Source organism: Halosimplex halobium (assembly GCF_051414055.1).
In the GTDB taxonomy this organism is placed as follows: Archaea; Halobacteriota; Halobacteria; order Halobacteriales; family Haloarculaceae; genus Halosimplex; species Halosimplex halobium.
The window spans coordinates 1-17,069 of the sequence record NZ_JBLKNX010000025.1; the positions used below are offsets into that span (position 1 = coordinate 1).

Here is a 17,069-nt window from a genome sequence, read left to right on the forward strand (position 1 = left end):
GGCGCCGGCCGCGCCGCCCGCGGCGCCCGCGCCGGCCGCACCCTCGGCGGCCTGCTCCTGGTACATCTGCTTGCCGATCTCCTGGAGCGCCTCGGCGAGGCTCTCGGTGGCCTCCTTGTAGTCCTCGGTGTCCGCGTCCTCGTCCTCGAGCACTGCCTGGACCTCGTCGATCTCGGCCTCGATCTCCTCGCGGAGCTCGTCGTCGACCTCGTCCTCGTTCTCCTCCAGCAGGGTCTCGGCGCGCTGGATGGTGCTCTCGGCCTCGTTGCGGGCCTCGATGCGCTCGCGGCGCTGCTCGTCCTCCTCGGCGTGCTCCTCGGCCTCCTGCTGCATCTGCTCGATCTGCTCGTCGGAGAGGCCGGCGCCGCCCTCGATGGTGATGTTCTCCTCGTTACCGGAGCCCTTGTCCTCGGCGGAGACGTTGACGATGCCGTTCTCGTCGATGTTGAACGACACCTCGATCTGCGGCGTGCCCGCGGGGGCCGGCGGGATGCCGGTCAGCGCGAACTCGCCGAGCAGTTCGTTCTCCTCGGCGATCTCGCGTTCGCCCTGGAAGACGCGGATCTGGACCTGCGTCTGGTTGTCCGCCGCGGTGGTGAAGATCTTCGACTCCTCGGTGGGGATGGTCGTGTTCTTCTCGATGAGCCGCTCGAAGAGGCCGCCCTTGACCTCGACGCCCAGCGAGAGCGGGGTCACGTCGAGCAGGACGATGTCGTCCACGTCGCCGGAGAGGACGCCGCCCTGGATGGCCGCGCCCAGCGCGACGGCCTCGTCGGGGTTGACGTTCTTCTTGGGCTCCTGGCCGGTCAGCTCCTCGACGCGCTCCTGGACCTGCGGCATCCGCGTGGAGCCGCCGACGAGGATGACCTCGTCGATGTCGCCCTCGTCGTAGCCCGCGTCCTCGAGGGCCTGCTCCGTCGGGCCGACGGTCCGCTCGATGAGGTCCTCGGTGAGCGACTCGAACTTCGCCCGCGTCAGCTTCTCCTCCAGGTCGAGGGGCCCGTCGTCCGTGGTGGTGATGAACGGCAGGTCGATGCGGGTCTCCTTGCGGTTGGAGAGCTCGATCTTGGCCTCCTCGGCGGCCTCGGTGAGCCGCTGGAGCGCCTGGCGGTCCTCGCGCAGGTCGATGCCGTGCTCGTCCTCGAACTCCTCAGCGAGGTAGTCGATGATCGCGTGGTCCCAGTCGTCGCCGCCCAGATCGTTGTCACCGTTGGTAGCGACGACCTCGTAGACGCCGCCGCCGAGATCGAGGATGGAGACGTCGAAGGTCCCCCCGCCGAGGTCGTAGACGAGGACCGTCTGGTCGGACTCGTCGTCGAGCCCGTAGGCCATCGCGGCCGCGGTCGGCTCGTTGACGATGCGCTCGACCTCGAAGCCGGCGATCTCGCCGGCGTCCTTGGTGGCCTGGCGCTGGCGGTCGTTGAAGTAGGCGGGGACCGTGATCACGGCCTTCTCCACCTCGTCGCCGAGGTACTCCTCGGCGTCCCGCTTGATCTTCTGGAGGATCATCGCCGAGACCTGCTCGGGCGTGTACTCCTCCCCGTCCAGCTCCACCGAGTAGTCGTCCTCGCCCATGTGGCGCTTGATGGACTGGATCGTCTGGTCGGGGTTCTTGACCGCCTGGTTCTTCGCGGGCTTGCCGACGAGACGCTCGCCGTCGTCGAACGCGACGACCGAGGGTGTCGTCCGCTCGCCCTCCTGGTTGACGATGATCTCGGGGTCGCCCCCCTCCATGACCGCGAACGCGCTGTTCGTGGTCCCGAGGTCGATTCCGAGAATCTTGTTGCTCGCCATCTTACGCGTCTATACCCGATTGTGCCGGTTAAAAGTTGCTAGACGCGACCGACGGCGACCCCATCCAGACGCCCGCAGACGGCCGATCTGTGGCCGCACCGCCGCGGTCGACCGTTGCCTATAAATCCAACCGCAATCCCAGCCAAAGACCGCCGAAAAATCAGCCGAGAGACAGGTGAGGGGTCGCCGCGCGGGTAGTCGCTACTCGCCGGACCCGTCGCTGACGGTGACCTGCGCCTCGCGGATCACCTTGCCGGCCATCTCGTAGCCGGGGCGGTGGACCTCCGCGATGGCGCCCTCCGGCTGGTCGGAGTCGACGCGGACCAGCACCTCGTGGCGGTGGGGGTCGACCTCCTCGCCGGGGTCGGGTTCGACGACCTCGACGTTCTCCTGGTCCAGCACGTCGTCGAACGACCGCAGCGTCGACTCGACGCCCCCGCGGATGTCCGCGTCCTCGTCCTGTTCGAGCGCGCGCTGGAGGTTGTCGCGCACGTCGAGCAAGCGAGTGACCAGGTCCTCGGTGGCGCGCTGTTTCTCCTCCTCGCGGCGCTTCTCCATGCGCTTCTTGTAGTTCTGGAACTCCGCCTGCTTGCGCTTGAGCTTCTCGGTCAGCTCGTCGACCTCCTCCTCGCGCGCGTCGAGCTGCTCCTCCAGGCCGTCGACCCGGGTCCGTAGCGCCGCCAGTTCGCGGGCGATCGACTCGGGGTCGGACTCGGCGACCCGGTCGACCAGCTCCTCGTCGGCTTCGACCTCGCCGTCGACCGCCGTCCCGGAGCCGGTCGCGTCGCCCTCCTCGTCGGCGTCGATGACCTCGTCGGGTTCGACGGCCCCGTCGCCTGCGTCTGGCTCCTCGGCTGCGGCCCCGGCGGGGTCGGACGCGTCCTGCTCGCTCATACCCGAAGGCAGTCGCCGCGGCGACAAAAGGGTTGAGAATCCGACCGACGACGGGGGTCGCGACCGCGCCGTCGCGGGACCGGCCACCGGAGATCCGCCGACCGACGGTCGCCCGACCGCAGCCCGACCGACCGCGACCCGGCCGACTGCGGTCCGACGGGCCGCGACCCGGCCGGTCGCGGCCCGCACCGCTTAACTCCCGGGAAGGGGTACCTCTCGGCAGTGACCGTCCGGCTCGTCTACGAGGAAGGCACCGTCCGGATCACCGGCAGCGACGCGCTCGCGGACCTGGCGTTCGTCGAGCGCGACGACCGCTCGAAGACCCGCCGGGCGCCCGCGGGCCGCTACGTCGACCTCCTCGCCGCGCTGGACGAGCGCGGCGTCGAATACGACGACCGCGTCTTCGACCTCCCGGACCTCGACCTGACCTCGACCTACGAACTCCGCGGGTACCAGCACGACGCCCTCGACGACTGGGCGGCCGCCGACCGGCGTGGCGTGCTCGAACTCCCGACCGGCAGCGGCAAGACCGTCATCGGCATCGCCGCGATGGAAACCGTCGAGACGCCGACGCTCGTCGTCGTCCCCACCATCGACCTGCTCGAACAGTGGCGCCGCGAGCTCGAACGGGAGTTCGACTGCGAGGTGGGGCAACTGGGCGGCGGCGAGCAACGACTCGCCGATCTGACCGTCTCCACCTACGACTCGGCGTACCTCCGGGCGGACGAACTCGGCGACCGGTTCGGCCTCGTCGTCTTCGACGAGGTCCACCACCTCGGCGGCGAGGGCTACCGCGACATCGCCCGCCTGCTCGCCGCGCCCGCCCGCATGGGCCTCACGGCTACCTTCGAGCGCCCGGACGGCGCCCACGAGGTCGTCGAGGAGCTGGTCGGCCCGCTCGTCCACCGCGTCGCCGTCGACGAACTCGCCGGCGACCACCTCGCCGACTACGACATCAAGCGTCTGGAGGTCGAGTTGACCCCCGAGGAACGCGAGGTCTACGAGCGCCATCAGGAGACGTTCACCGACTACCTCGCCTCCTCGGGTATCCAGATGCGAAGCGGCAGCGACTACCAGGAACTCGTCAAGCGCTCGGGGAACGATCCTCGCGCCCGCGAGGCGCTGCTCGCGAAGCAACGCGCCCGCGAGGTGATGATGAACGCCGACGCGAAGGTCGAGCGGCTCGAATCGCTGCTCGACCGACACCGCGAGGACCGGGTCATCGTCTTCACCGCCCACACCGACCTCGTGTATCGCCTCTCCGAGCGGTTCCTGATCCCCGCGATCACCCACGAGACGGGCGCGGACGAGCGCGGCGAGATTCTGGAGCGGTTCCGATCGGGTGAGTACTCCAGGGTCGTGACGGCGAACGTTCTCGACGAGGGGGTCGACGTGCCCGACGCAAACGTCGCGGTCGTCCTCTCGGGCAGCGGTAGCGAGCGGGAGTTCACCCAGCGGCTCGGCCGGATCCTCCGCCCGAAAGCGGAGGGCGAGCGGGCGCTGCTCTACGAGATCGTCACCGAGGAGACGGCAGAAGAGCGGGTCGCACGACGGCGGCGGTAAACGGCCGGCCGCACCTCGCATCAGGTCAATAATCTGAGCCAGGGATACAATTATGTGTCGCCAGGGCCGAGTGCCCAGTATGGTCCCGACCGAGCGCGACGACGCGAACGGCTCCGCCGACGTATCCGGCGACGCCGACTGGAAGGAACACACGAGCGCGTTCGACCGCGTTCACTCGGTCGCGCTCTCGCTGTCGGAACCCCGCTCGGCGTCGTGGATCGCGGACGAGGCGCTCGTCGCCGAGAACACCGCCCGTCGACACCTGGAACGCCTCGAAGACCTCCACGTCCTCGCGACGGACACCGCTGGCAGTGCCGTCACGTACTATCCGGACCCGGTGTACGTCCGCACCCGCGACCTGCGCGAACTCGTCGCCGAACACGACCGCGACGGACTCGCCGAACTCGCCGCGGACATCAAGGCCGACATCGAGTCGTGGCGGGACGAGTACGACGTGGCCTCGCCGGACGAACTCCGGGCCACGGCGGCAGCCGAGGGCACGTCCGCCGACGAGGCGCTGGACCGGCGCCGTGTCGCGAGCGACTGGGAACTCTCGGCGTATCGCCTCTCCCTGGTCGAAGACGCGCTCTCGCGGTACGACGAGTACAGCGACACGCGCACGGCGACGGTATGACGAGCCCGTCGGACTCGCTCTCTCGTGGGGATACGACGGTCGTTCCCGACGGCGGGAACCCGGACGACCTCGGACGGAAACGGCATCGCATCCTCCGGGAACTGCGACGGGAGCTCGAACGCCACCCGGCAGTAGCGCGGGCCACCGGCACCCCCGACCGGAGATACCGCGAACTCCGCGCGACGCTCGACACGGCGATACTCGGCGTCGACGCTAACGAGGCGACGCTCCGCGTCACGTGGTGGCCGGAACCCGACGAACCGGAGTACGCGTTTCACTACAGCGAGGATACCGGGTTCGACTGCGGCTGGCACCGCGAACCGAACCCCCACGTCGAGGGGAAACTACACTATCAGGAGCGCGCGTCGCCCGAAGACTCCTACGAGTACGAGTCCGTGTCGTTCCAGGCGGACACGCCCCCGCGAGTCCTCTGGACCGTGCTGGATCGGCTGACTGACCGCCTGTGAACCCCTATTCGCTCGAATCGGTCGACGAACCGGACGACTCACTATTCGTGCCGGGGGCGTCCGTCCCCGTCGGCGTCCCGGTCGCCGTGGGCTCGGAGCCGGTCGAGGAAGCGGCCGACCCGGTTTCGGTTGCGAACGGTGTTTGGCTGTCCGTCGGCGTCGCGTCGCCGGGATACGGCGTCACCGTCCCCTCGGGGATCGGCGTCTCGGGCGGTCCGGGCTCGAACGAGACGGAGAAGCCCGTCAACTGCCCCTCGGCGACCGGGAAGTGGAAGGCGAACTGGCCGGTGGCCCCTGGTTCGAGGGCGACGTGGCGGGACGGCGTGAACGTCCTGTCGCCGGCCTCGACTCGAACTGTCAGCACCGCCTCGTGGGCGACTTCGCCGCGGTTCCGGACGGTCAGTTCGACCAGCAGGTCGCCGTCCTCGTCGGACCGGAACGCCCGCGCCGGGACGACGAACCGCTGGCGCTCCGGGGTCGGTTCCGCGTCGCCGTCCCCGTTTCCGTCGCCGCCCGACCCGTCGCCGAACCCGTCGTCCTCGGGCGTGGCGACCCCCTCCGGCGGTTCGGGAGCCGTCGCCGGCACCTCCCGGTTGGCCGTACAGCCCGCGCCCGCCCCCGTCGCGAGGGCGGCCAGCCCGCGCAGGACCGTCCGTCGTTGCATACGACCCACCCGGGTGCGGTCCGGTAAGAATCTTCCCGTCCGGACGGTGGGGTCCGGACCCCTGCGGCCCGCGGCCGCGACGGCCCGCCGCGCTTATATCGGTCGCCGGCCGAGTCGCGGGTGTGCTGACGAAGGACCTGCTGCGCGTCTCGCGGGCCGGCGGCGGCTTCCACCCGCAGTTCGCCGGCGACGACCGGCGGGACCTCGCGGCCCGCGTCCTCGGCGTCTACCAGGGCCACGTCGACCGCGCCCGCTCGGAACTCGACGACGCGCTGACCGACCTCGAACGCGAGGCTGACGACTTCAAGCTCGTCCGCGGGTTCGCCAAGCTCCTGGAGCGGGAGGCCCGCTTCGAGGTCCGCGCGGCCGTCGAACCCCGCCGCGCTCGCGAGGCCGCCTTCGCCGCCAGCGAGTCCGTAGGGGTCGTCACCGCCGACGAGCGCGAGCGGGCGCTGGAGCAGGCCGCCGACCGCCTCGACGCCGACCCCGACGACGTGGCCGACTCGCTGTACGCCGACCTGGACGACCGACAGGTCCTCGTCGAGGTCGACCCGCGCTGGGACCCCGGGGAACTGGTCGCCCAGTACAACCTCTCGCTGGCCCAGACCGCGCTGTTCGACGCGACGGAGGTCCGCGTGCGCTCGTCCGACCCGAAGGCGCTCGTCTCGGCGGTCAAGCGCCTCCGGCTGATGTACGAGGTCCGGAAGACCGACGCCGGCCGCGAAGTGGTCGTCACCGGGCCGGACGCCCTCTTCCGGGCGACCCGCCGCTACGGCACCCGCTTCGCACGCCTGCTGCGCACCGTCGCGAAAGCCGACGAGTGGCACCTGGAGGCGACCATCGACGACCGCGGGACCGAGCGGGAGATGACCCTGACGGACGCGGACGTGTCCGTCCCCGGTGTCGAGCCCGTGACCGAGGTGAGCTACGACAGCGGGGTCGAGGCCGACTTCGCGACCCGCTTCGAGTCGCTGGATCTGGACTGGGACCTCGTCCGCGAGCCCGAACCGCTCGAAGCCGGCGCGAGCGTCGCCATCCCCGACTTCGCGTTCGACTACCGCCACGCCGACTTCCGCGTCTTCTTCGAGATCATGGGGTTCTGGACGCCCGAGTACGTCGAGAAGAAGCTCTCGCAGCTGGCGGCTATCGACGACGTAGAGCTTCTGGTGGCTGTCGACGAGGACCTGGGTGCCGGCGAGGACATCGAGGCCCGCGACCACCGCGCGATCCCCTACTCGGGGACGGTCCGCGTCAAGGACGTGCGCGACGCGCTCCGGCGCTACGAGGAGGACCTCGTCGCCGAGCACGCCGCCGCGCTCCCCGACGAACTCCGGCCCGACGCGGACGTGGTGACCATCGAGTCGCTGGCCGCCGACCACGGCGTCAGCGAGGACGCCGTCGAGGACAAGGCCTTCCCCGACCACGAGCGCGTCGGGCGGACGCTCGTCAGGCCCGCGGTGCTGGACGAACTCGGCGACCGGATCGAGGCGGGGATGGCCCTGAGCGACGCCGAAGCGGTCCTCGACGAGTACGGGGTCGACGACGCCAGCGCCGCGCTGTCGGCGCTGGGCTACCGCGTCGAGTGGGAGGGCCTGGGCGGCGGGACTGTGCGCGAGCGCGCCGAGTGAGTGCAGTTGCGATGCGGTCGGCGCGCGCTGGAGCGCGCTTTCATGCGCGCGACCGGAGCCGCGCGAGGGATGAGCAGCGCAGCTTGCGAGCAGCGAGGGACCGGAGGTCCCTCGGGCCATGCGGGCGACGCTCGGGTCGCCCGCAGACAGCGCAATCGGCTGGGGAGGTCTGTGGCTGTCTGCGGTGCTGTGCGGGGCGGTTGCGGTGTCGTGCAGTCCCTGGTGGACTGAAAGGGCGAGGCGCGCTCGCGCCGATAGTCGCCTGAGCGACCCCTACCCGAGCGTAGCGAGGGTATGTCGCTCAGCGACCGCGAGCGGGCCGAGGGCTTTCATGGCCTGCTGTCCCCTGCGGTAGCGTCTCCTGCTAGCGAGCGGGCCGAGGGCTTTCAGCGCTCACCATCGAGTGCGGGAGCGACTCAGCGAACGATCCGGGGACTACCAACACCCAGACATCCGAAATCACGTCCACTCGTCTCAAAGCTCCCGACGACGGCCCTTCGGAACCTGCGAGCGGAGTTCGCCGTGGACGTAGAGGCCGACGCCGACGGGCTCAGGCTCCCCCGCAACGTCGGTCGCGACGATCAGGTAGCCCCAGTCGCCGTCCCAGTCGAGTTCCTGGTCCTCGCCGGCGACGAACGCCGCGGCCTCCTCGCGCGAGAGGTGAATCACGCAGTCGTCCGCCTCACCGCCGAACCGCTGGACCGCCTCCAGGGTCGGCTTCCAGTGCTCGCGGCGCGTCCGCAGGAATGCGAGCCCGAGCCCCTCGATCGCGGCGGGCGAGGCCACGTCGTCGGCGAACGCCCAGACCTTGCCGGAGCCGCGCTCCCAGAAGGTGTGGCCGTCGAACGTCTCCGGCGGGACCCCGAACCGCTGGTCCCACCACTCCAGAACCTCCTCGCGGGTCGGCCGCCCCTCGACGACCCGCTCGTCGGCGGTCGCGGGCAGGCGGTCGAACTGCGTCCCGTCGTTCTCGGCGTGCGCGTCGCCGTCCCGCTCGTCGTCCGACCGGCCGTCCTCGTCGCTCATTCGGCGGTCACCTCCAGTTTCGCGCAGAAGAAGCCGCCGGTGTCGTTGTGGTGGGGATAGATGCGTCTGGCCTTCCGGACCGACTCGTCGAACTGCTCGCCCTGCCACTCGGTGACGCCGGGGGTCGATTCGAGGGGCAGGTCGAACTCGACGAGCTCACACGACTCCTCGGCCAGGGCGTGGTCGAGGACGGCCTCGTTCTCCTCGGGGGCGAACGTGCAGGTGGAGTAGACGACGGTGCCGCCTTCGCGAGTCGTCTGGACCGCCCGGCGGAGCACGCCCTTCTGGACGCCCGAGATGCCCTCGACGTGGTCGAGTTCCCAGTCGTCGAGCGCGTCGGGGTTCTTGCGGATGGTCCCCTCGCAGGAACACGGCACGTCGACCAGCGCGCGGTCGTAGGGCGCGCCCTCCTCGCCCTCGTCGGAATCCGAGGCGCGGAAGGGCTTCAGCGAGTGGTTACGGGCGTCTTCGTGGGTGACGGCGACGTTCGTGACGCCGGCGCGTTCGGCGTTCGACCGCAGCGCGGAGATCCGGCCGAGGTTGTTGTCGGTGGCGACCAGCAGGCCACGGTCGTCCATCAGCGCGGCGAGTTGCGTGGTCTTGCTGCCGGGCGCGGCGCAGGCGTCCCACACGCGCTCGCCGGGCTCCGGATCGAGCACCTCGGCGGGGACGGCCGAGACCTCCTCCTGGCCGTGGATCCAGCCGAGCACGTACGGCCAGTTGGTCCCGGGCTGGTCGTCGGGGAGGGCGAACAGGCCGTCGTGCCACCCGACGGGTTCGTGGGCGATGTCGACCTCCGCGAGGGCGTCGCTGGCCCGCTCGACGGTCGTCTTCAGCGTGTTGACGCGGACGACCGACGGGAGCGGGCGCTCGCAGGCCGCCCGGAAGGCGTCGAAATCGTCGACGAGCGGCTCGTAGCGCTCCAGTACGTCCATCGACTCCCCGTTGTCCGCCGCCCGTGTTAACCCTCTCGGCTCCGGGCCGGGACGGCGCCGACCGCCCTCGTCCCCGCGGTCGACCGACCGCCGCGTCGCAGTCACTCGGCCGTCCCCGGTCGGTTTTAAGCCGCTGGCCGCCGGGGTAGCCGGTATGGCAGAGGTTCAGGTACGCCGCGCGGACATCGAACTGGACGCGCCGACGCTGGTCGAGGGGCTGCCCGGCGTCGGCCTCGTCGGCAAGATCGCCGCGGACCATCTGGTCGACGCGCTCGACATGACTCACTACGCCTCGCTGCACTGCGAGGGGTTGCCGGAGGTCGCCGTCTTCGGCGAGGACGACCCGACCTACGACCCGCCGGTCCGGGTCTACGCCGACGAACAGCGCGACCTGCTTGCGCTCCAGAGCGACGTGCCCGTCTCGCCGAACGTCGCCGACGACTTCGCGGCCTGCCTGACCGGCTGGCTCGCCGAGCGCGACGCGACGGCGCTGTACGTCTCGGGCCTCCCCGCCGAGAAGGAGGGCGTTCCGGGCCTCTACGGCGTCGCCAGTGGCGACGCGACCGACCTGCTCGAGGAGCACGACATCTCGCCGCCCGCCGAGAGCGGGGTCATCAGCGGCCCCACCGGCGCGCTGCTGTACGAGGCCAACCGGGGCGACCTGGACGCGCTCGGACTCGTCGTCGAGGCCAACCGGAACTTCCCGGACCCCGAGGCCGCGCGGGTCCTCCTCCTCGACGGCGTCGGCCCCATCGCGGGCGTCGACGTGGACACCGAACACCTCGTCGAACAGGCCGAGGAGATCAGCCAGGCCCGCGAGAACCTCGCCAAACGGATGCAGGAGGCCCAGGAGGAGAGCTCGAAGGCCCAGCCGATGGGCATGTATCAGTAGTCGCCCCGCGAGCCGACGACAGCGCGAACGCGACGGCTTTTTCGCGGTTCGGCCGGTATCGACGGGCGATGAGCCTCGCGACCGCCGCGGGCACGTTCGCCGTGGGCGTCGTCTTCGGCCTCGCACTGGCGGCGCCGCCGGGGCCGATGAACGCCGTCATCGCCGAGGAGAGCGTCCTCCGCGGGTGGCTGGCCGGCTTCACCGCCGGGCTGGGCGCGATGACCGCCGACTTCGTCTTCTTCGTCCTCTCGCTGGCGGGCGTCGTCGCCTTCCTGGAGGGCGCCCGGACTCTCCGGGCGGTGATGGTCGGCGTCGGCGGCCTGCTGATGCTGTACTTCGCCGCCGGCGCGGTGGCCGACGCCCGCGCGGACTTCCTCTCGGGGGAGCCCGGTCCCGACAGCGACGACGCCGACGCCCGGGGGTTCACGAAGGCGTTCGTGCTCGCGCTGACCAACCCCTACCAGATACTGTTCTGGCTGACCGTCGGCGTCGGCCTGCTCGAACCGGGCACAGTCGACGTGCTCTCCTATCTGCCGGTCGTCGGCCCGGACCTGGCGGGCACACTCGTCGTCCGGACGGGGAGCCCGGCGCTGCTGGCCGGGCTGTTCGGGGGCATCGTCGTCTGGATCACCGGGTTCCCGGCGACGCTGGTGGGCGTCGGCCGCCGGGTCGACGCGTTCGCGCCCGCCGCCGCGGTCGCCTCGGCGCTGGTGCTCGCGGGCTTCGGCGTCGCCTTCTGCTGGACGGCGGCGCGGACGCTGGTCGGCCTGTGAGACGGCCACGGTTCGACTCCCTCGCCGCCTCCGGACGCTCATCGGCGCCCGGACGGCCGCGTCGCGGGTCGGTCGGCGTCGCGGGCTGGTTCGCGGCGCCGGTCACTCCCCGCCGTGGGGGTGACCCGGGAGGTCCTCGGGTTCGACGTCGGCGACCTCGGCCTCGAGCCACTCCTTGAACCACTTGACGCGCTTGAGCCGGCGGTGGCAGATGCTCTCGGCGGTGTCGCTCCGGATCCGCTCGCGGGCGTCGGTGCCGCGTTCGAGCACGCGCCCGACCATCTCGGCGGCGTCGACGTGCGTGCGGGACTCGTAGCCCATCCGCAACAGCATGAGGGCGGTGCCGTTGGCGCCGACCTTGTCGAGCAGGTCGGCTTCGATGAGACACTGCGTCTCCAGCGGCAGGTCGGTCAACTCGCCCTGGTAGGAGTGGTCGCGGACGGCGGCGCAGACCTCGTCGACGAACGAGGCGGGGTAGTCGCCGTGGCTGGTGAGGTACTCGCGGGCGATGCGGGCCCCCTCTTCGGCGTGGAGGTCCTGGTCGACCTCCAGCTTCGCGATGTCGTGGAACAGCGCCGCCACGCGGGTCACGTCCACGTTGGCACCTTCGGCCTCCGCGATCTCCTCGGCGAGTTCGACCACGTTGAGGATGTGGTTGAACCGGTACTCCGCGGAGTGCCACGGGTACCACCGCATGCGGCCGCCGTCGTCCTCGCTCTCGACGCTGGCGGCCAGGTAGTCGTGGACGAAGTCCTGCATCTCCGCGAACTCCTCGGCGGAGACGGGCGACTCCCTAATTTCGACGCCCACGGAACCACCTCCGGTAGATACGTGCGTCAGTCATCTTACGAATAGAAAGGCGCGTTCGACTCTTAGGCGTTACGACACCCGTGGCCCGCCGGATTCGACACCGCCGAACGCCCCCGACAGGCGTTCACCGACCATCCGAAACCGCACTACTGCGAACGGATCCACTCATCGTCTCCCGGCCTCGCTCGGATCCGTGTCCCGGTGGACCGGGCGGCGGACCCGTCGGTAGACCGCCTGCCGGACCCGTCGGTCCCCGACCCCGATCGCGTTCCCGAACACGGGTCGCGATCTCGACGCGTGTCCACCGTCCGGGACGATCGGTTCGCGGGTCGGAATCCGATCCGCGGCGTGGCGTGGTTTTATCGTGGTGCGTGGCAACATGTGACGTATGAACGTACGAACCGCGGAGCGGGGGGACCGACCGGCGATCCGGGACGTGGCGCGGCGCTCGCTACAGGCGTCGTACTCGCTGAGTCCCGAGGCGATCACTGGCGCAGTCGCCGAGTGGTACGACGAGGCGGCGCTGGACGAGACGACGACCGACGACGACCGCTACCTGCTCGTCGCCGAGCGGGAGGGGCAGGTCGTCGGCTTCGCCGAGAGCGAGCTGTCGGGCGAGGACGCGACGCTGCTGTGGCTCCACGTCGACCCGGCCTACCGGGGCGAGGGGGTCGGGTCGACGCTGTTCGAGGCCACCCGCGAGCGGCTGGAGGCGGACGGCGCCGACCGCATGATCGGCCGCGTGCTCGCCGACAACGTCGACGGCAACGGCTTCTACGAGGCCCAGGGCTTCGAGCGGGTCGACGAGGCCGACCTGGAGATCGCCGGCGACCACCACGTCGAGAACGTCTGGGCCGAGTCCGGCGACGACGGCCTCCAGCCCATCAAGAGCGCCGACGGCGAGACCGTCTACGTCGACGAGACCGACTGGGACGACGGTTCCGCCGCGAAGTTCTACACCGTCTACTGCGACGAGGCCGGCGCCGACCACTACGGCTACTTCTGCAGCAACTGCAACCGCCTCGCCAACGCGATGGACGCGATGGGCCGCATCGAGTGCGACAACTGCGGCAACGCCCGCAAACCCACCCGCTGGGACGCCGCCTACCTCTGACCGACCGCGCCCGTTGCCCGGTCGACGACTCTCGCGGCGCGGAAGGCAGTTGGTCGAGAGCGACCGCGGGGGTCGGTGCGCGCTGAACGTCTTCGGCGCGCTCGGTAGCTGCTGTGTCTACCGCAGGGGACAGCAGGCGGTGAAAGCCCTCGCTCGCGGTCGCTATCGCCGGCAATCGAAGATGTCCGAGGTCGAGCGAGCGCACAGCTCTCGCAGTCAGCGAGGGACCGCAGGTCCCTCGGGCCATGCGGGCGACCCGGGCGTCGCCCGCAGACATCGGGCGGCTACGTCGCGCGTATGAACGCGCGCCAACGTCAGAGCAAGCTCTGACGGCCCTCGGAATCGCTTGCGATTCCGAGACGACAGCGCAGGCAGACCGCACCGCAACCCCTCACGGGGGCAGCTACTGTCCCTACCGAACGTGTGGAGACGACAGCGCGGGGAGCCGCCGCCCGGAACAGATGGGCAAGCGTGATTGCGGCCCACTCCCTACGCACGGGTGTGACACAGTGGGTCGAGAACCCGACGGGCGGGCGCGACAGGGGGGCGGTCGCGCTCGCACGTGCGTGGGCGGAGGTGCTGATTAGACCCCGTCGGCTCTTCCGGTCGGGCGTGGCGCCGGGCGACCAGGCGCCGGGGCTGGTGTTCGCCGGCGCGGTCGTCCTCGTCGAGGAGCTGACCCGCGTCGCGACGGGGGCAGCCGCCTACCCGGTCCTGAGTGGACGGCCAACCCTCTCGACGGTGCTCTTCCTGGCGCTGGCGGTCGTGCTCGTCGCGCCGGCGGCACTGCACCTGACCGCCGCGCTCCAGACGCTGATCCTCATCGCGGCGGCGCCGGACCGCGCTGGCGTCAGCGAGACGGTCCAGGTCATCGCCTACGCCGCGGCCCCGTGCGTGTTCGCCGGCCTCCCCTACCCGGGCGTCCGCGTGGCCGCGACCGCGTACGCGAGCGTCCTGCTCGCCGTCGGCGTGAGCGACGTACACAGCGTTTCACTGCCGAAGGCCGCTGCGCTGACGGCCGTCCCGGCGGCGCTCGTCTTCGGCTACGGCTTCCGCGGGTTCGCCGCGCTGTCGGAACTGACCGGCCTGACGTGGGCCGACGCGCTCGGGGTCCTCGGGTGACGGCTCCGTGCCCGGCCGACGCGCTCGGGATCCGGTCGGTGACCGCACGCGGTGCCGCGCCCGCGACGACCACGGCCGTTTAAGCGCACGCCGGTCGGATCGCCGGTATGCTCACGCTGGACTTCGAGGAGTTCGCGTTCGAACTCAAGGACGGCGCGGTCAAGCACGTCGGCCCGTCGAACTCGTCGGCGACGGCGAAACTGTACGACGTGGAGGGCGTCGAGGTGCGGGAGTTCGGCGACAAGCGCGTCAAGCTCGCCTTCGCGGACGAGGACGGCAACGAGGTCGAGGTCGCGCTGTTCCCGGAGGCGGCCGCGGAGGTCGCCCGCGGGATCGAGGCGCTCGAGGACGACAGTCCGGTCTTCGAGTGAGTGTCGAGAGGAGATCCACCGGCGTTCGCGCCTGACACTGCGAGTATCGGGCCTCGAGCGGGCGTCGGGTGGAGCGGGCGGGCGACGGACGCGTTTCGACAACCGTTTTAGGCCCGGGGCATTTCTACCTGCCAATGGGTTCGTGTATCATCTGCGGGAAGTCTGTCGACGGTCGCATCTGCGACCTCCACGAGGAAGACGTCGTCTTCGAGTTCCGCGGGAACCAGCCCGACCAGCTGACGGTCGACCGCTACTACCGCGGGACCGTCGACGGCTACGCCGAGTTCGGCGTGTTCGTCGACATCGGCGACAGCGTCACCGGACTGCTCCACCGCAGCGAGCTCGACCAGCGGCTCGAGAGCCTCGACTGGGAGTCCGGCGACACCGTCTTCGTGCAGGTCAAGCAGGTGCGTGACAACGGGAACGTGGACCTGGGCTGGTCGATCCGCCAGGCCGAAAACGAGTTCCGCGGCACCCTCGTCGACGACCCCGAGCAGGGCGCACCGTATCTCAAAGAGGACGAGTCGGGAAATGAGGACGCGGCAGCCGACGACGGTTCGGCTGCCGACGCGTCCGACACCGACGGCGACGGAGGCGGGTCCGACGACACCGACGTGACGACCCGCGGCGACGACTCGGAGTCGGAGACGACGACCCCCGGCGACGAGCACGACGACGCGGCCGACGAAACGGCGACCGCCGATGCGGCGACGACCGCCGACGCGGCCGCGACAGAGACCCCGGCGACGGCGACCGACAGCGACGCCGGGGCCGGCTCTGGCGACGGCGGCGCCGCGGCCGCCAGCGGGGGCAGCGCGACTGCTGTCACCGAGGAAGAGCCGGACGCTGAATCGGACGCGGACGCGGAGCCGGCGCACGTCGCCGTCGAGACGCTCGACGACCGGGTCGGCGAGACCGTTCGACTGGAGGGCGTCGTCGAGAGCGCGCGCCAGACGAGCGGGCCGACGGTCTTCGAGGTCCGCGACGAGACAGACAGCGTGGAGTGCGCCGCGTTCAAGGAGGCGGGCGTCCGCGCCTACCCCGAGATCGACACCGACGACGTGGTCCGCCTGGACGGCGAGGTCCGCGAGCGGCGCGGCGAGCTCCAGGTCGAGACCGAGGCGCTGGTGCAACTCGAGGGCGAGGAGCGCGAGACGGTCGCCGACCGGCTGGCCGACGCGCTCACCGCGCAGGCCGAGCCCGACGCGGTCGACCCCATCGCCGCCGACGAGACGGTCGAGGCGCTGAGCGAGGACGTGCGCGAGGTCGCGACCGCGGTCCGACGCGCGGTCCTCGAGGAGCGGCCCGTCGTGGTCCGCCACGCGGCGACCGCCGACGGCTACGTGGGCGGCGTCGCCCTGGAGCGGGCGACGCTCCCGCTCGTCCGCGACCAGCACGACCAGCACGACGCGGTCTACCACTACTTCGACCGCCGGCCGCTGGAGGAGGGCGTCTACGACATGGACGACGCGACGAAGGACGCGACGCGGATGCTCGAAGCGCGCGAGCGCCACGACGAGAAGCTCCCGCTGTTCGTCTTCGTCGCCGCCGGCGCCACCAGCGAGTCGCTCGACGGCTTCGAGTTGCTCGACCTCTACGGCGCCGGCCGCGCGCTGGTCGACGACGTGGCGGTCGACCCCGAGGTCGAGGCGGCCGTCGACGCCGCCGTCGCCCCCGAGGGAACCGACGCGCCGCAGACGACGGCCGCGACGCTGGCCGCCAACGTCGCCGCCCACGTCAACGACGGCGTGCGCGAGGACCTGCAGCACCTCCCGGCAGTGAGCTACTGGGAGGACACCCCCGAGGCCTACACCGAGGCCGCGGACGCGGCGGGCTACGACGAGGCGGCCGTCCGCGAGGTCCGCGAGGCCGTCGCGCTGGAGGCGTACTACCAGTCCTACGAGGACAAGCGCGAACTCATCACGGACCTCCTCTTTGGCGAGGGCGACGGCCCCGGCGGGCTCGCCGGCCACGTCAGCGAGCAGTTCCGCGAGAAACTCGACGCGGAGATCGAGACCGCGGAGGCCAACCTCGACACCCAGACCGTCGAGGGGACCGACATCGCGGTGCTCGATACCGACGCCTTCACCCACCGCTACGAGTTCCCGCCGACGACGCTGCTGCTGGACGAGCTGCACCGCCGCCACCGCGACGACGTGGCCGCGGTCATCGGCGTCTCCGACGACGAACTCCACATCCGCAGCGACCACCCCATCGACGTGCGCGACGTTGCCGACCGCGCCCGCGAGTGGGTGCCCAACGCCGGCCTCACCGCCACGTCCGCCCGCGACGGCAAACTCGAATACATCGCCGGCGAGCGCTCGGCGGTGCTCGACACCGTCATCGACGTCGTCGCCGACGAAGTCGCCTGACGACTGACCT

16 protein-coding genes are annotated in these 17,069 nt (G+C 70.9%); 10 read left to right on the forward strand and 6 right to left on the reverse strand.

The window, feature by feature from the left end; translation table 11 throughout:
- Window positions 1-1,794 (reverse strand): molecular chaperone DnaK (gene dnaK, locus ACMGFG_RS21635; protein WP_436932372.1); only part of this gene is annotated, 1,794 nt, incomplete at its 3' end.
- A gap of 201 nt (window positions 1,795-1,995) precedes the next feature.
- Window positions 1,996-2,688 (reverse strand): nucleotide exchange factor GrpE, encoded by a 693-nt coding sequence (locus ACMGFG_RS21640; RefSeq protein WP_436932373.1) that lies wholly within the window; start codon window positions 2,686-2,688, stop codon window positions 1,996-1,998.
- A gap of 222 nt (window positions 2,689-2,910) precedes the next feature.
- Here ACMGFG_RS21640 and ACMGFG_RS21645 point away from each other — a divergent pair, with 222 nt between their 5' ends.
- The 3 genes from ACMGFG_RS21645 (at window position 2,911) to ACMGFG_RS21655 (ending at window position 5,352) form a co-directional block, all read left to right on the forward strand.
- A complete protein-coding gene (locus tag ACMGFG_RS21645; protein WP_436932374.1) occupies window positions 2,911-4,251 on the forward strand; it encodes a DEAD/DEAH box helicase family protein in 1,341 nt (446 codons plus the stop codon).
- Between the two features lie 79 nt (window positions 4,252-4,330).
- Entirely contained in the window at window positions 4,331-4,885 is a 555-nt protein-coding gene (locus ACMGFG_RS21650) for a DUF7342 family protein (RefSeq protein ID WP_436932375.1), read from the forward strand.
- The gene (locus ACMGFG_RS21655; RefSeq protein WP_436932376.1) at window positions 4,882-5,352 is read left to right on the forward strand and encodes a toxin-antitoxin system TumE family protein; all 471 of its coding nucleotides are present in this window, start codon (window positions 4,882-4,884) and stop codon (window positions 5,350-5,352) included. The genes ACMGFG_RS21650 and ACMGFG_RS21655 overlap by 4 nt, the downstream gene beginning before the upstream one ends.
- Before the next feature lie 4 nt (window positions 5,353-5,356).
- Here the strand turns inward: ACMGFG_RS21655 and ACMGFG_RS21660 are convergent, their stop codons facing one another.
- On the reverse strand, window positions 5,357-6,016 hold the full coding sequence (locus ACMGFG_RS21660; protein WP_436932377.1) for a hypothetical protein: 660 nt from the start codon (window positions 6,014-6,016) through the stop codon (window positions 5,357-5,359).
- A 122-nt stretch (window positions 6,017-6,138) separates the two neighbouring features.
- On the opposite strand from ACMGFG_RS21660, the gene ACMGFG_RS21665 reads away from it, so the two are divergent.
- Window positions 6,139-7,644 carry a DUF790 family protein gene (locus ACMGFG_RS21665; protein ID WP_436932378.1) on the forward strand — a complete coding sequence of 502 codons (1,506 nt, stop codon included), beginning with the start codon at window positions 6,139-6,141 and terminating at the stop codon, window positions 7,642-7,644.
- Window positions 7,645-8,118: 474 nt separating this feature from the next.
- Here ACMGFG_RS21665 and ACMGFG_RS21670 read toward each other — a convergent pair whose 3' ends face one another.
- Both ACMGFG_RS21670 and ACMGFG_RS21675 read right to left on the reverse strand, forming a co-directional pair.
- The gene (locus ACMGFG_RS21670; RefSeq protein ID WP_436932379.1) at window positions 8,119-8,670 is read right to left on the reverse strand and encodes a DUF7122 family protein; all 552 of its coding nucleotides are present in this window, start codon (window positions 8,668-8,670) and stop codon (window positions 8,119-8,121) included.
- A complete protein-coding gene (locus tag ACMGFG_RS21675; protein ID WP_436932380.1) occupies window positions 8,667-9,605 on the reverse strand; it encodes an RsmB/NOP family class I SAM-dependent RNA methyltransferase in 939 nt (312 codons plus the stop codon). Before ACMGFG_RS21675 ends, ACMGFG_RS21670 begins: the two co-directional genes overlap by 4 nt.
- Window positions 9,606-9,759: 154 nt before the next feature.
- Here ACMGFG_RS21675 and ACMGFG_RS21680 point away from each other — a divergent pair, with 154 nt between their 5' ends.
- Window positions 9,760-10,497 carry a proteasome assembly chaperone family protein gene (locus ACMGFG_RS21680; protein WP_436932381.1) on the forward strand — a complete coding sequence of 246 codons (738 nt, stop codon included), beginning with the start codon at window positions 9,760-9,762 and terminating at the stop codon, window positions 10,495-10,497.
- Between the two features lie 68 nt (window positions 10,498-10,565).
- Window positions 10,566-11,270, forward strand: coding sequence for a LysE family translocator (locus tag ACMGFG_RS21685; RefSeq protein WP_436932382.1), 705 nt, complete (start codon window positions 10,566-10,568; stop codon window positions 11,268-11,270).
- A 102-nt stretch (window positions 11,271-11,372) separates the two neighbouring features.
- Here the strand turns inward: ACMGFG_RS21685 and ACMGFG_RS21690 are convergent, their stop codons facing one another.
- Complete coding sequence (locus ACMGFG_RS21690; protein WP_436932383.1) at window positions 11,373-12,080, reverse strand: HD domain-containing protein; 708 nt, start codon at window positions 12,078-12,080, stop codon at window positions 11,373-11,375.
- 388 nt (window positions 12,081-12,468) lie between these two features.
- On the opposite strand from ACMGFG_RS21690, the gene ACMGFG_RS21695 reads away from it, so the two are divergent.
- The 4 genes from ACMGFG_RS21695 (at window position 12,469) to ACMGFG_RS21710 (ending at window position 17,059) form a co-directional block, all read left to right on the forward strand.
- The gene (locus tag ACMGFG_RS21695; RefSeq protein WP_436932384.1) at window positions 12,469-13,194 is read left to right on the forward strand and encodes a GNAT family N-acetyltransferase; all 726 of its coding nucleotides are present in this window, start codon (window positions 12,469-12,471) and stop codon (window positions 13,192-13,194) included.
- 501 nt (window positions 13,195-13,695) lie between these two features.
- Window positions 13,696-14,316 carry a YIP1 family protein gene (locus tag ACMGFG_RS21700; protein WP_436932385.1) on the forward strand — a complete coding sequence of 207 codons (621 nt, stop codon included), beginning with the start codon at window positions 13,696-13,698 and terminating at the stop codon, window positions 14,314-14,316.
- Window positions 14,317-14,423: 107 nt separating this feature from the next.
- On the forward strand, window positions 14,424-14,687 hold the full coding sequence (locus ACMGFG_RS21705) for a hypothetical protein (protein ID WP_436932386.1): 264 nt from the start codon (window positions 14,424-14,426) through the stop codon (window positions 14,685-14,687).
- Between the two features lie 134 nt (window positions 14,688-14,821).
- Complete coding sequence (locus ACMGFG_RS21710) at window positions 14,822-17,059, forward strand: OB-fold nucleic acid binding domain-containing protein (protein ID WP_436932387.1); 2,238 nt, start codon at window positions 14,822-14,824, stop codon at window positions 17,057-17,059.
- Window positions 17,060-17,069: the final 10 nt, after the last annotated feature.